General features: G+C 58.7%; 11 protein-coding genes. 4 read left to right on the forward strand and 7 right to left on the reverse strand.

Annotated features, from left to right (window positions below):
* Positions 1-21: 21 nt before the first annotated feature.
* The 4 genes from ACK3R5_RS18550 to ACK3R5_RS18565 all read right to left on the reverse strand — a co-directional run bounded on the left by ACK3R5_RS18550 (position 22) and on the right by ACK3R5_RS18565 (position 3,765).
* The gene (locus ACK3R5_RS18550) at positions 22-1,383 is read right to left on the reverse strand and encodes a TIGR00341 family protein (protein WP_411966219.1); all 1,362 of its coding nucleotides are present in this window, start codon (positions 1,381-1,383) and stop codon (positions 22-24) included.
* A gap of 306 nt (positions 1,384-1,689) precedes the next feature.
* A complete protein-coding gene (locus ACK3R5_RS18555) occupies positions 1,690-1,863 on the reverse strand; it encodes a hypothetical protein (protein ID WP_411966220.1) in 174 nt (57 codons plus the stop codon).
* A 130-nt stretch (positions 1,864-1,993) separates the two neighbouring features.
* Positions 1,994-3,232, reverse strand: a complete 1,239-nt coding sequence (locus tag ACK3R5_RS18560; RefSeq protein ID WP_411968984.1) for an AI-2E family transporter — start codon at positions 3,230-3,232, stop codon at positions 1,994-1,996.
* Positions 3,233-3,300: 68 nt separating this feature from the next.
* The gene (locus ACK3R5_RS18565) at positions 3,301-3,765 is read right to left on the reverse strand and encodes a DUF1269 domain-containing protein (RefSeq protein WP_411966387.1); all 465 of its coding nucleotides are present in this window, start codon (positions 3,763-3,765) and stop codon (positions 3,301-3,303) included.
* Positions 3,766-4,029: 264 nt separating this feature from the next.
* On the opposite strand from ACK3R5_RS18565, the gene ACK3R5_RS18570 reads away from it, so the two are divergent.
* The gene (locus ACK3R5_RS18570; RefSeq protein WP_411968985.1) at positions 4,030-4,644 is read left to right on the forward strand and encodes an HdeD family acid-resistance protein; all 615 of its coding nucleotides are present in this window, start codon (positions 4,030-4,032) and stop codon (positions 4,642-4,644) included.
* Positions 4,645-4,812: 168 nt separating this feature from the next.
* Here ACK3R5_RS18570 and ACK3R5_RS18575 read toward each other — a convergent pair whose 3' ends face one another.
* Positions 4,813-6,114, reverse strand: a complete 1,302-nt coding sequence (locus ACK3R5_RS18575) for an antibiotic ABC transporter permease (RefSeq protein WP_411968986.1) — start codon at positions 6,112-6,114, stop codon at positions 4,813-4,815.
* 266 nt (positions 6,115-6,380) lie between these two features.
* Here ACK3R5_RS18575 and ACK3R5_RS18580 point away from each other — a divergent pair, with 266 nt between their 5' ends.
* Positions 6,381-7,985: an alkaline phosphatase family protein gene (locus ACK3R5_RS18580; RefSeq protein WP_411968987.1), complete on the forward strand. Its 1,605-nt coding sequence runs from the start codon at positions 6,381-6,383 to the stop codon at positions 7,983-7,985.
* A 240-nt stretch (positions 7,986-8,225) separates the two neighbouring features.
* Here ACK3R5_RS18580 and ACK3R5_RS18585 read toward each other — a convergent pair whose 3' ends face one another.
* Complete coding sequence (locus ACK3R5_RS18585; protein WP_411968988.1) at positions 8,226-9,161, reverse strand: hypothetical protein; 936 nt, start codon at positions 9,159-9,161, stop codon at positions 8,226-8,228.
* 172 nt (positions 9,162-9,333) lie between these two features.
* Here ACK3R5_RS18585 and ACK3R5_RS18590 point away from each other — a divergent pair, with 172 nt between their 5' ends.
* Entirely contained in the window at positions 9,334-10,941 is a 1,608-nt protein-coding gene (locus tag ACK3R5_RS18590; protein ID WP_411968989.1) for a hypothetical protein, read from the forward strand.
* A 143-nt stretch (positions 10,942-11,084) separates the two neighbouring features.
* The gene (locus tag ACK3R5_RS18595) at positions 11,085-12,155 is read left to right on the forward strand and encodes a Gfo/Idh/MocA family protein (protein ID WP_411966227.1); all 1,071 of its coding nucleotides are present in this window, start codon (positions 11,085-11,087) and stop codon (positions 12,153-12,155) included.
* A 316-nt stretch (positions 12,156-12,471) separates the two neighbouring features.
* Here the strand turns inward: ACK3R5_RS18595 and ACK3R5_RS18600 are convergent, their stop codons facing one another.
* A complete protein-coding gene (locus tag ACK3R5_RS18600) occupies positions 12,472-13,938 on the reverse strand; it encodes a flippase (RefSeq protein WP_411968990.1) in 1,467 nt (488 codons plus the stop codon).
* Positions 13,939-14,076 lie beyond the last annotated feature (138 nt).

Below are 14,076 nucleotides of genomic sequence, written 5' to 3' on the forward strand. Positions count from 1 at the left end.
AGGTGCGTCGGAAACTGACTACTAGAGGACAACTCCGCCGCCGACTTCACGCGATGCGATGGTCGATGGCCATCCTAACGGTGGGTTTGGCTCTTCACGTTCAGACAACTGTGCCTCGACGAATCCGACGCGAACGTACACGTCACGACCGAGTTCTGCCGTGATTTGGTCGTCCCACCGCTGGGCAAGGTCAGGTGGGATTTCTTGGTTACGAGGGACCGCGATGAGAACGTTCACCCGGGGTTCGTTCCCGAGAACGATATCGATAGGTTCGTAGTCGACGGTTACACTGACGAGTTCGACACCTGGCAGGTTGGCCTCGTCGAACCCCTGCTGGAAATCCGTCTGGACTTGCCGCTCGAAGGATTGCGTCTGGAAGGTGGTGAAGGTGACCGCTCCGAGAACGAGGGAGAGGACAGCAATCCCAATCGCGATGATGGCGATACGTGAGAACAACGAGGACTTGACCCCCTCCAATTGCCCTGCTTCGAGTGGCTTGAACCCAGAGATGTAAAAGAGGATGAGTGCGGATAGGTTGATTGCCAGCAAGTTGACGAGGACGAGAACTGCAGCTGCAATCGCGACACCTGGCAACCCGAACGCGATGCCGAGTCCCGAGGTTGCTGCTGGCGGAACGAGTGCCACTGCGATAGCAACCCCGACGAGTGTCGACCCCGAACCTCGCATGATGCTGATACTCCCAGCGAGCCCCGACCCGAGCGCGAGAAACAGCGACAGGAAGTTCGGACTCGTCCGTTCTGCGACTTGAGGAATCGACGTGATATCGAGTTGTGGGGGAATGAGAATCGTTTGCTGAAGAATTATGCCCATAACCGCACCCGTCGCGATAGCGGCGGTGAGTCCCGTCACCTGCAGGAAGATACCCCGACGAGTCATCTTCGGGTCGTCGAGTATCGTCCCGACGCTCGCAGAGATAGCAGGACCCATCAACGGGGCGACGACCATCGCACCGATAATCGTCGCCGCGGAGTCGAGCAAGAGACCCGTCGTCGCGATAATCGTACTCAGGATGAGAAACGCGAAGAACGTCGAGTTCGCCGGTGCCAGGTCCTGTGCTCGTGCGTAGAGTTCTTCACGAGAGATTCGAAGTCCGGGAAAGCGTTCGACGAGCGCTGAGAGGCGCTGTGAGACGACAGTCTCCGTCGGGAGGACGATAGTGTACGCATCCTCTCGAACCCCTGCTTCGGTGAGTTTATCCATCACCGTTTCGACCCCACTGGGTGGCACTGGGAACTGGACCATCGCCTCGAAATCTCCTCGTCCCACCTCGTCGAACACGGCGTAGTCGATACCCTGCTCGTCGAGAGCAGTGAGGACACTCTCACGTGTCCCTTCTGGTATCAAGACCTGAACTAGGCGCATGGGAGATATACTCCGTCCGAGATAATAAACGTGGGAGACGAGTGACAGGAACACGATTCACGCACAGTTTCCGGTCGTTCACTCGAGTGGGCACGGATATTCGCTCTCTGGCTCTCCTATCCCCTGATATCGCCAGTCATTCATCCATTCGAGACGTACCAATTACAGTGATACACGTGTAATCCTAACTCTCTCGTTCTCCGAAATATGGCTGTGTGAGCAGGTGCAACAAACGATATCGTCTGAGACTGTTCCGACTCTCCGAAAGCCAGCGATAGACCGGAGACTAGGTCTGACCCCAGTCAATCAGTTCCGAATCTCGATTCGGATTTCGTGTTTCTCGCCCTCGTCGGTTCGGTGTCCACAAAACGGACAGTATTCGTAGTAGTGAGCACCCGACTTGATGTTGTATCCCGCTGTCCGGTCACACTGGATTCGCGTCTCGGCCCGGGGGGAGTGTGGGGGTGCTTGTCGTGACATGGTTGACCAGTGGTAGCGATTCCCACAAATACGTATTCGTCTGTTAGTTGTATTCGGGGTTCGCTGACACGACGGCTGGCGACGAGATTCGGTCCCCCGGCGTCGCGCGGGACCGACCAGTTCGGGAGTGTCAGTCGGAGGCGACAGACCCGTCTGTGTCGTCGTCGACGCCCGGTTTGCGTGGCGAACTCACGTCGTCGTCGGGACTGGCCGTCTCTGAGTCGTCCGATGCGAACGCACCGCTGTCGTCCGGTTGGTCCTCGTCACCTGGCGGTTCTCCACCGACGAGTGACGGGACGACGTATCTCGCACATTCGACGACCACGACGAGGAGAAGTGGCCCCAGGAAGACGCCGTACCACCCGAAGAGAAGCGGTCCTATCGTGTACGCGAGCATGACCGCCCCGACGTGGAGTGACCGTCCCGAAACGTACGGTCGGAGCACTTGGTCGGGGAGTGTGTCCACGACGACGACGGAGACGATGGCGAACACGACGACGAACCAGAGCGCGGACGGGTCTGTGATGAGTGCGTCGGCGAGCAGAATCAACGCGAGTGGAATCCAGACGATTTTAATGCCGATGACCGGGACGAGACTCCCGACACCGGTCAACAGTCCGAACAGTGCCGGTTCGGGGATGCGAACTGCTTCCGGTGCGAAGAGGTTGAGGACGCTGTAGGTCACCGCGCCGAGAGCCCCCGTGAGGATGGCATTGAGGATGTTCCCGAAGTAGACCTGCGTCAGGTCACGGTCGACAGCTTGGAGGAAGGATTCGAATACGCTCCCTTCCCGGATGAACGTTGCACGCCCCCACGCGGCGATGCGATAATCGTCGCGGAGGAGGAAGAACAGCACGATGAGGCCGATAAACAGGTGGAGACCGGCGTTGACGACGATGGCGAGCGACCCAGAAAGCGTCTCGAAGACGCCGATGAGACTCTGCCCCAGGGCACCGGTGAGGACTCCCACTGGGTCGGTCAGGAGTCCCTCGAGCGTCGTTTCGACGATGGCGACGACGTCTCCAAACTCCGGAACTGTATCGATACCGGGAATCGGTTCTGCCGTCAGGTCGGTTCCGAGGAGGTCACGTAACCCACGAACTGCGACTACGAGAGTCCAGACGACGAGTAACAGCACGGGAATTGCGACGGTCACGAGTGCCAGCGTCACCGCCACCGTCCGTGACGGAACTCGGCGATTGATGCGGGCGTACACCGGACGCGTCACGTAGTAGAGGAACAGGCCGAGCACGAACGTGCCGATGTACCGCCACGTGACGAACACGACGAGTGTGAACACGGCGAGGGTGAGAAGCCACAGTCCTCCCTCTTCCCGCGTCAAACGAAGGTCGACGATACGTCTAGTCACGGGCTACCACTTCTTTGGATTACGACTGGCACGATTGGACTGTAGACGAAAACGAAGTCGTTCTTCGCTCAGGCAGCGGTTTCTTCTGCACCAAATGCCTCGCGAAGCGCGTCTTCCTGCTGTGGGGAGAGGTTCGTCCGGAGGACTGTGGGTGCGTACGATTCGAGGTCGTCGATAACGCGTTCTGTCTGAACGTCACGGACGAGGAGGAACAGCGCAGAGTGACCGGGTTCGATCGTGTCGCCAACCTCTTTGATGAAGTCGTCGTCGATACCGAAGTCGGCAAACTTCCCAGAGAGCGCGCCTGTCACGGCACCGACTGCCATCCCAAGCCACGGTGCGAGGAAGAGAAGTCCGATGAGCATTCCCCAGAACGCACCACCAAGGGCACCGGTTCCGACGAGACTCACCGCCTGGTCGACTTTCACTTTCCCGTCTTCTTTCCGAACGACGATGGCGGCGTCGTCGAGTGTTATCAACTCTTGTTTCTGTAGGTCGTACAACTTGTCTCGGGTGTCTCTTGCACCCTCCATCGTCTCGAATGCGAGGACTATCAGACTACTCATTACGATTCTACATTCGCGTGTATAATTATCAACATTTTTCACATCTTTCGGGAATGTCCTCGGAGAGAGATTATCCAGAAATCGGCTCTCTGCCGACAGAGACAGTTACCCCCGTCGTACCACCCTCGGCGAACGGACATTTACTGCCCAACCAGACGGTTTTTGTTGCGTGATTGTACGCAAAAACGTGAAAATTGTATATTCTCTCACACGTCCATTGTGTAAGCTGGTATGAGTTCCTCATCAGCAGACACCGGAATGGCCAGTCAACACGACTCGATGTCGGAGTCCCTCCAAACTAGCTGGCGGTGGTTAGCAATTGCGGGTGCCATCATCGGAATCATCGGGCTCTTGGCAATCCTCGCACCGTTCGTCACCGGGTTATCGATATCACTCCTCTTCGGTCTCTTCCTCATCGCATCGGGGGTAATGAACTTCATCGGCGTCTTCTCGGCGAGAAGTTGGGGCGGTGCAATCTGGCAAATCCTCCTCGGTGGCATTAGCATCGGTGCAGGTGTCATCCTCTTCGTCAACCCGGTTGCCGGACTCGCGACGCTGACGATTCTCGTCATCGCCTACTTGCTCGTGAGTGGTGTGGTCGAAGTCGTAATGGGCCTGAGCCTTCGCGGTGAACCGAACTGGTTCATGGCCGTCGTCAGCGGGGCTATCGGTATCCTCCTGGCCGTCATGCTCTGGGCAGGATTCCCGGCGAGTGCAGTGTGGGCAATCGGTCTGTTGTTCGGCGTCAACCTCCTCGTGAGCGGGAGCACGATGGTCATTTTCGCCTACAGCGCACGGAAATCCACCAAATCGATGGAGATGGAACAGAGCGCAGGCGCTGCCTGAGAACCACCGACTTCAATTTCTGAGTTAGCTAGCGGGTCATCCGCCGAGCGGAAGCCGTGCGTGACGCGCAAAACGTGTGTTACAGACGGCGAGACGGGTAATCACGTGTACAAGGGACGAGACGAGCAATGTTACGGAGAGCGAGACGAACAGTCACGTGTCACGACGTCAGCGAGACGATTTGGGTTCGACCGCAGAATGTTCTACGACGTGGCCGTGACCACCATCCTGCGTGGCCGCGACGAGGTACTCCGACATCGCGTAGGCCATCCACGCCTGTGCCCACCGCATCAGCGTCGTTCGGACCGTGTAGAACCTGTGTTTCCGGTAGTAGAACCGACCGTCACCGGCGTAGAGATTTTCGAGCGTCCACTGGAGGATTTGGCCGGCAGTCTGGAGGTCACCGGCAGCGCTGAACACCGCGATTGCCGTCGCAGCAGCGTGTATATCCCGTGGATACGACTTCGACTCGTCCCAGTTCGGTGCACCGTCTGGGTCGAACAGCGTCGTCCGGTAGAACGCCAGTCCTCGTTCGAGCGTCTCGTCGTAGCGGGCAGACCCGGTGACTGCTCTGTACCGGAGGAACGCGTCGAGGACGAACCCGTTGTGGTGGTTGTCCATCGAGAGGTGTGAACTCGACGCGGGAATCCGGTAGGTCCATCCACCGATGTCCGCCTGGTGGTCGGCGATGAAGTCGAGAATCTTGGTCGCGCGTTCGAGGTCAGCTTCGTCACCGAAGTGGTCGTACAGGTCCACGAAGAGCCTCGCACCGAGCGCACCCGAATTGATGGTGTAGTAGGTATCCGGGTGGTTCATGTGGTAGTTGATTTTCGCCCCACCATCGACCTCTCGGTAGTTCAGGTCCTCGACGGCGAAGTCCGACGCCGTCCGAGCGATTGGTGCGTAAATCGGGTCGTACGGAGACGCTTCGAGAAGCGCCTTCACCGCAAACGACGTCGAGACGACGTCTGGGTCGTTCGGGACGCCTTTCTTTTCGAGATGCTGGATTTCGTGTTTGTGACCGCCGCAGAATCCGTGGTACCCGATACTTCGGTTGTCGACCAGCCAGTCGGCGAGTTGGCGAGCCTCGTTCAGATAATCGACGTCTGCCGAGACGTCGCTCGCGTCGAGGTAGTGGTGATAGTTCAGATTCGCTATCGTAAACAGCGCAGTCCCCTTGTAGTTCCGACGCTTCTCGACGAGGAACAGTGGCCGAACGTTTATCGGCGGGCGCTTGACCAGCTCTTGGACTGCGAGGTTCACCCACTTGTTTTCGAACGGGAGCACGTTCAACAACCGGCTACTCATCCCGTCGCCGTAATCCCAACCGGTGTAGTCTCGTTCCCGAGAGTATTCGAGCGTCTCGGCTAATATCTCGGTGAGGTGCTGGCCGCCAAACACGAGCGGCGGCCGTCGCTCACCGTTCGACGCTCGGACAGGAGTGGAGAGAAGTGAACCATTCTGCGACATACTATTGCGTTGAAAGACAGACTTCGACGGCTTTGTTACGAGTTCCCTACGTGGGGAATCTGGTTGCGAGCGCTGTGTTATGAACCCCATACGGGCCGTGGAAGAACCGAGAACAGGGATTTTCGGGACCCTCGTCCACTCACGGTGGTTCGTCCAAGCGGACTCGACGGTGACCGTTAGTCTACGACCGATTGCCACTAAGTCCGCGAATAACAAAACACTCAACAAACGACTTTCTCGGTATGACTGAAAGTCGGGCGGGAGAGATGAACACGTTACTCGTTGGACTCGATGCCGCGTGTCTCCCGGTTTTAGAACCACTCTTCGAAGAGGGAGTGGTGCCGACACTGCAGGAGATATTCTCATCTGGTACCTCCGGGCAACTCGAATCACAGATTCCGCCGTGGACTGCCAGCGCGTGGCCATCGCTCTACACGGGAATGAATCCCGGAAAACACGGCGTCTTCGACTTCCTGACGTTCGACGGATACGAGTGGTCGGTGATAAACGGGAGCCACATCCGTGAACGGACGCTGTGGGAACTGTTGGACTACCACGGATACTCCAGTGTTGTCGTCAACACACCGGTGACACACCCCTGCCGACCCTTCAACGGGGCGCTCATCCCGGGGTACACCGCACCGGAGAACCCCGAGGGCTACCCGAGCGGTATCTTGGACGACGTCCGTGACGCCATCGGCGAGTACAAGATATACCCACGTGACCCCTCCCCGAAGGACAAAGCAGCGAGTGACAGATACTGCGAGTTGATTCGGATGCGCGGTGACGCGTTCCGGTACCTCGTCGACCGCTTCGACCCGGACTTCGGGTTTATCCAGTTCCAGCAGACAGACACCGTCTTCCACGAACGGCCCGGTGACCTCGACACAGTACGTGACATCTACGTCGAAGTCGACAGACAACTCGAAGCGATTATCGACGCCTTCCAACCGCGGAACGTGCTCGTCGTGAGTGACCACGGCATCGGTGAGTACGAAGGATACGACTTCCGCGTCAACGAGTATCTCCGCCGCCACGGATTCGTCAAAACCGTCAACGGTGGGAGAGGGATGCCGACGTGGGCGACCATCCGAGACTCGAAACTGATGGCCGGAATCGAGTCGGACTCAATCGAACCGACCACCGGCGTCAAACTGATGCAACTCGTCGCCCGGGCGGGCCTGACGAGTCAACGCCTCGGTGCGGTACTTCGTCGACTCGGCCTCGAAGAGTTCGTCACGAGCAGGGTCAGCGCGGACGTCATCAGCGCGGGCACTCAGCAAGTCGACTTCGAACGTTCGATTGCCTACATGCGTTCGCGCACCGAACTCGGCATCAGAATCAACCTCGAAGGGAGAGAGCCAGCGGGCATCGTCTCCGAATCGGAGTACGACTCGGTCCGAAGACGACTCATCGAACTCCTCCGGGACGCGACGGCACCCGACGGCTATCCTGTGTTCGACGAAGTCGTCCCGCGAGAAGTGTACTTCCACGGCCCACGTGACGGCGACGCCGTCGATATCGTGACCGTCCCACGGAATTTCGACCAGTTCCTCTCTGCGATGCTCGCCGACGACGTGTTCGGCGAACCGACCGAACCGTGGAACCACAAGCGACACGGCGTCGTCGCCGCAATCGGGGCCAACATCGACACCGAGGCGTGCCTTGAGGGGGCACATCTCTTCGATATCGCCCCGACAGTTCTGGCGACGTTCGGCCTCCAAGCGGACGAACGAATGGACGGGAGACCCCTGCCAATCGTCGAGGCAGTCGGCACCGCGACGTACCCCGAGGTGAGTTTGACAGAGGTCAGTTCGACGAACGACAGTAACGTCGAAGAACGACTCGCGAACCTCGGTTACATCGAGTAATCGACTCGCCCAGCATATCTCTTTTCGTGACATTCAGCCCAGTTAGGTAGACTCTAACGACAGCGAACCTAACTTACGTTCGCGCCCGGCCAGCGACAACATCGAGTCGGCAATACCAAGTCGGCAACGCTGTGCTGGCAACAGCGAGTCGTATATACGGGGCGTGTCTACGGAGCCTTGGACGAGGGTTCGCTCGCGGTAGATTCGAGCGCTGCAGAAAAACGAGTGTCGAGGGCGGTACTATTCGACGTATCCGAGGTTCTCCAGACGGTCGGAGACGACGTCTGAAGAGACGGCGTCGTTCGTCTCGACAGATTCACCGGCGACGATTTCCTTCCGTCTGCCGTTGTCGTAGACGAGCCACGGAACCGTGACCAGTTCTTTGGTGTGGATGCCCGGCGGGTGGCCCCACTCACGAATCGGAATCGGTGCCGCTCGTTCGCCGATCATGTTCCCGTGGTCAGACGTGACGACGGTTCGACCGGGGAGCGTGTCCATCAGTTCTTCGACGGCGGCGAGAGCGATGTCGAGGTTGTCTCGATACGCGGCCCAAATCGCCTCCGGTGCGATGGTTCGTTTCTTCTCCATCAACTCACCCCAGATGTCGGCCTTTTTGTCCGCGTCTTCGAACGGGCTTCGCACGTTCAACTCTGGGGCGTTGATGAACGGGTAGTGTGGTTGGAGGTAGTGGACGATGAGCCGTTTGTCCGGATACTGCTCGCTCACTTCGATTGCACGCCGCGTCATCGTCTCGGGGAGGACCGTTCCAATCGACTGGTCCCACCCCTCTTCTATCCAGACGTTGACGACGTCGTGGAACGTCGCGTCGAGTTCGTCACGTCGGGCGAATAATTGCGGACTCGCGGTGACGTAGACCGTATCGGTGAGGTCACGACCGGTGAAGTTCCCTTTGAGGAATTCGACCGTGTGAGAGCCACGCGAGATGCGTTTTTCCAGACGGCCAGGGAGCGTGTTTTGTTCTTCGAACATGTCGTAGCGGCAGGCGTCCAAGATGAGGAGATTGTCCCAGTCTTCTGCGAGAACGTCGACGCCATCGTGATTGAAGCTTCGTCGGTCGAGACGACTGTAGTAGAGACGATTCAGTTCACGCCCAAAGATGGCGGGATTCGAACGGCCACTTTTCAACCCCGTTCGAATCTGTGACAACGAATACATCAGGTATGAGTGTGGGTGCAGAAATCACATTGTAAATTCGCGACTAACGGATTCCGGGGCGGGCCGACACCGTCCCGAGAGTCCGAGAACGAACTGAGTAGCGGATTCGAAGCACGGTCTAGGCTCCATAATTATATCCCTGTGTTACCTAGTACCGACGAGTTCTACACAAATGGATAGACGGGCGTATCTCGGCTTAGTCGGTGTCACTGTTGCGTCCGTAGCGGGATGTACGACGCGAAGAGAGACCGAAACGCCGCAACCGACACCACAATCACCAATCCCTCCAACGTCGACGCCGCGCCTCGACGAATACGAGCGCATCAACGTCGTCGACGACCTAGGGTGTGACCCAAGCGGGAACGAACCCTGTGAGTCGAAATTGCGAAACGCGCTCGCAGACGGCGTCGCACTGGAGTTCCCCAGTGGTAGCTATCGCTTCGGGGGCCGACTCGACATCGCCGATTTGACCGACGTCGCGCTCGTCGGAGACGGAGACGTCAGTCTCGTCCCCCCCGAGGGGTTCAACAGTATCATCGTCGACGTCGGACAGACTGACAAGTTCTTCATGCGCGGTATCGACATCGACATCACCGCAGCGGACACGACTGCGGGAGTTCGAGTCATCTGTCGCGACTCGTTCTTCATCGAAGACGTTGAGTTCGTCGGGCGGGGGACCCACCCCGACGACAGAGTCGTCCACGCGATGTTGCTCGGCCTGACGAATTCATCCGGGCGAGGGACCATCCGAAACTTCCGAGCGCTACAGGGGTCCGCAATCGGCCACTACAAGAACGGTGACGGACGGGCAGGCATCTCGATTGGCCCGTGGAACAAGGGAAACATCCGTATCGAAGACTGCCACCTCGAAGAGTTCGGAAACAACGGAGTTTACGGCAGTCGAACGTCCGGAAACGTCGAAGTCGTCGGCGGCGTTTTCCGCAACAACAACGTCGCGAGCATCCGTATCTCGGGCAACGGGAGTTTCGTCGCGGGAGCGACAATCGAAGTCGACCTAGACGACTACTCTGGCCCGCTCACCCAACTCGACTCACAGTTCAACACCCGCGGTGTCGCTATCGAGCAGGGTCCCACCGAGAAGCCACCCGGTGTAGAGATACGAGACTGTAACATCACCATCGAATCCACACCACGGTCGAAGGGCGGTGTCTACATCTTCCCGACGGGGCGGACGGTGACGATACGAAACACCAAAATCGAGGTGAACGCCGACAACGTCCCGGCAGTCTACCGGAGCGTCCTCGAACCGCAAGGGCAGTACGAACCCGCAGAAGCACCACACTGGATCAAGCTGGAGAACGTCGAGATTACGGGTCGTTCTCGCGGTGCCGCAGCAGTCATCCTGTACGATGCACCCGAGTCGGTCATCCGAAACTGTACCATCGAACAGACAGGTGAGAACCGAGATGGAGTCTTCTTGACGGACTCGTTTTCCACACTCATCGATGGCGGGTCTGTGACGACGACACGGTATCCCCTGGTCGTCGAAGTGGACAGACAGACCGGCGCAGACGCCTGCTTGCTCGAATTCGGCGCGATTCCAGTGGTCCGAAAGTCGACCGGTTCGGGAGGTTCCTTCCAGTCGGGGAGTACGGTGATGATAGAAGAGACCGAGTACCTCGTCGATGGAAGTGGTGTAACCGGTTACGACGGTTGCCTGGTCACCACCGACTTCCCAGTGGTGGACGGAGATAACACAGTCGCCATCACGGGGACCAGCGACGGCCAACTGGAGTGGCTTCGGTTCGTCGTCCAGTGACCGTCCGAACGAGTATCACGCGAGTGAGCTATTCACACTCGAATTTCGGCAGCCGTCGCACGACTTCCGAACGCCGTTAGCGACTACCGTCCACCGGTCATTGGGCGTATAACAATACACTTCTCAATCATATCGCCTCACGTATGACACTCAACGCAGCAGTCGTCGGTGCAGGTGTTGTTTCTGGAACTCATCTCTCTGCACTCGACCGAAACCCGCGGACCAACCTCGTCGCAATCTGTGATATCGACGAGGGTCGGGCCAACGATGTCGCCACCAAGTACGACATCGCCGCGTACACGGACCTCGACGAGATGCTCGAAGCCGAGGACCTCGACTGGGTCCACATCTGTACGTCGGTCCAGACGCACGTCTCGTTGGCAAAGAAGGTAATCGACAAGGGAATTCCCGTCCAGATAGAAAAGCCAATCACGACCACACTCGAAGAGTTCCTCGAACTCCAGGCGTACGCCGAGGAACGCGGCGTCCGATTCTCCGAAGTCCACCAGCACGCGTTCGACCCGGCCATGCGCGTGGTCACAGAACGGATGAAACGCGGTGACCTCGGGCGAGTCCGAAGCGTCGAAGTCATCTTCACTGGACTGACCGAACCGGACCTCGAAAAGCGTGGGGCGTGGACCTTCGAACTCGAAGGCGGTGAGTTCGAAGAAGGGCTGCCACACCCACTGTATCTCGCGCTGACTGCGGGTGGCTACCCGGAGGACGAAGACGCCATCTCCGCGATTACGAGCCTCGCAAACGAGTACGAGATGGACTTCACGTACGACAACGCCGCCGTTCAATACCGGACGAACGGCGGTGTCCTCGTGAGCGTGAAGATGATTTCCGGGGCCATCCCACAGCGTCTCGTCGTCGTCCACGGCGAGAAACGGTCGCTGATGGCCGACCTCGTCTCACAGACCGTGATGAAGGTTGCACACGACCCGACGAGCACGTCGCTGTCGAAGGTTCGCTACAACGTCGAACGCTCGGCCGACCTCATCGGCGGCGTCGTCGGAAACGCCAGCACCATGCTCAAGACGAAGTACGACGACGGATGGGAGAACGTCAAACAGACGAACCCGCACTTCTACCAAATCGACCTCGAAGCGAAGGCAATCGCCTCCGGACGCCCGATGCCGGTCCCCGTCGAAGAGTCGCGGTGGACGATGGTCCTCCTCGAAAAAGTCCGCGAAGCAGCACGACAGGGCTGACCGACTAGACGACTTCTGTTTTCCTGGAACCGGCGAGAAATCGTGACTCCGGTACCAACTGTTTCACCCTACCGAGGACTCCGTCACTCGAAGCATTCGACTGGAGTTCCACGTACCCACGGGTCGGGGTCAAGCGTATCCGCGTCTGCCGGAGGTTCGTCTCCCCCTGCGTGGATGACGTCAGAATAATCCACGTAGTGCGTCACAAAGATGCGAGGCGCTCACAGACGGTGGAGACGATAAGAGAGCACAGCGTCGTTTTCCCTCCGTGCACGTGACTGCTTCACCGAACGAATCACAGAACGCAGTTACCGAATTACCGAAGCATCCCGACGACACGTCGGAAACTGAGCAGGCCACTCACCGACACGAGGACAGACCACATCACGATACCCAGGACCACCGCCGCCCCGAGCGTCGCGAGACCGGAGATGAAGGGTTCGAACGCGAGCACGGGAATCGCCATCCCGAGGGTGACGAGACAGACGATAGCGGTGGTTCGTGCGAGACGGACGAGTGACAGCGAGAACTCCGTGTAGATGAGATACACTTCGTACGCGACGAGGAAGACGTACGTGATGACCGTCGCCAGTGCCGCACCGACGACACCGAGCGTCGGGATGAGCGCAATGTTGAGCGCGAAGTTCGCGACTGCCGTCGCCGATTTCGCGTAGGCACGCGCGCCCGCACGGCCGATGAAGTCGAGGCTGTCGTTGGTAATCTTGTCTATCGCGCGCAGGAGGACGTAGAGGCTAAACACCTGTACGACGGGAACCGCGCCGATGTAGCCCTCGCCGAAGATGAGTCGGACGGTCGGTTCGGCGAGGATAGCCATCCCCACGGCGGCGGGGACGTACAGCGTGACCACGTACTCGAACGTCGTCTCGTAGAGGTTCGCCGCGCGTTCGAGTTTGTTCGTCACCTTCTGTTCGCCGTACGTCGGCGAGATAGAGAACCCAATCGTCGTGGCGGGTGCGATGACGAAGTCCGTTATCTGCTTGCCGAGCATGTAGTATCCGACAGCGACTGGGTTGAGGAAGTAGCCGACGAGAATCGCATCCACGCGACTGTCGAGCATCACTGCCCCGCGGGTCACCGTCAGCGGAATACTGTACCGAAGGATGCGTTTCGAGAGGCCACGCTCCCTCGGTGCGCCCTCGTCGAGTGGCCGATAGAACTTGACGTAGAGGACGACGAATCCGACGACGACTGCGAGCGCAAAGCCGACGGTGTACCCCAAGATTGCGCCCAGTGGACCGAGGCCCAAAAGCAGGAAGCCGACGATGAAGACGAGGAGGCTGACGTTGGCGACGATGTCTGTTTTCGCGCTCCAGTCGACGCTGTTGAGTCCCTGAAACGTCAGCGACGTGAACGTCTTCAGCGAACTGAACGCGATGTACCCGACGCCGGCGACGAGCAGTGGGGCCACTCGCGGTTCGTTGAGTAACCGAGCGACGGGGTCACTGAACACCACCACGGCAGTCGTGACGATGGCTATCGTGACGAGGTTGTACTTCAGCGTCGACCAGATGATGTACGGCACCTGTGCCGGGTCCGTCTTCCGGTACTCGGCCAGATATCTCGCCGCGGACTTCGCGAGTCCGAGGTTCGTAAACAGGAGTGCGACCGAGAGTATAGAAATCGCGAAGAAGAGTAGGCCGTACTCCTCTGCGTCGAGGAAAAACCGCGTGAGGAGCACTATCAAGAGCCCCTTCGAGAGAAGCGAGATGCTCTGTGCAGCAAACATCGCCTTCAGCCCTCGGATAATCGAACTCGTCACCATGAATTGGGTCCCTCGCCGCCGCGATAGGCACACTGTTCCCCGCGTGGGAACGTCAAACCCCACCCTGCACGCGCACCAGTGCGCGCCGAGGAGGGATGCGGTCCCGGAACTCGATTCAGAGATACCGCGGGTTGCCTC

The sequence above is a fragment of the Haloferax sp. YSSS75 genome, assembly GCF_046764215.1.
Classification (GTDB): domain Archaea; phylum Halobacteriota; class Halobacteria; order Halobacteriales; family Haloferacaceae; genus Haloferax.

Bases quoted from the DNA above. Each gene is read 5' to 3' on its own strand.
- ACK3R5_RS18550 (WP_411966219.1), bottom strand. From the start codon at position 1,383: ATGCGCCTAGTTCAGGTCTTGATACCAGAAGGGACACGTGAGAGTGTC.
- ACK3R5_RS18555 (WP_411966220.1), bottom strand. From the start codon at position 1,863: ATGTCACGACAAGCACCCCCACACTCCCCCCGGGCCGAGACGCGAATC.
- ACK3R5_RS18565 (WP_411966387.1), bottom strand. From the start codon at position 3,765: ATGGAGGGTGCAAGAGACACCCGAGACAAGTTGTACGACCTACAGAAA.
- ACK3R5_RS18570 (WP_411968985.1), top strand. From the start codon at position 4,030: ATGAGTTCCTCATCAGCAGACACCGGAATGGCCAGTCAACACGACTCG.
- ACK3R5_RS18575 (WP_411968986.1), bottom strand. From the start codon at position 6,114: ATGTCGCAGAATGGTTCACTTCTCTCCACTCCTGTCCGAGCGTCGAAC.
- ACK3R5_RS18580 (WP_411968987.1), top strand. From the start codon at position 6,381: ATGAACACGTTACTCGTTGGACTCGATGCCGCGTGTCTCCCGGTTTTA.
- ACK3R5_RS18585 (WP_411968988.1), bottom strand. From the start codon at position 9,161: ATGTATTCGTTGTCACAGATTCGAACGGGGTTGAAAAGTGGCCGTTCG.
- ACK3R5_RS18590 (WP_411968989.1), top strand. From the start codon at position 9,334: ATGGATAGACGGGCGTATCTCGGCTTAGTCGGTGTCACTGTTGCGTCC.
- ACK3R5_RS18595 (WP_411966227.1), top strand. From the start codon at position 11,085: ATGACACTCAACGCAGCAGTCGTCGGTGCAGGTGTTGTTTCTGGAACT.
- ACK3R5_RS18600 (WP_411968990.1), bottom strand. From the start codon at position 13,938: ATGGTGACGAGTTCGATTATCCGAGGGCTGAAGGCGATGTTTGCTGCA.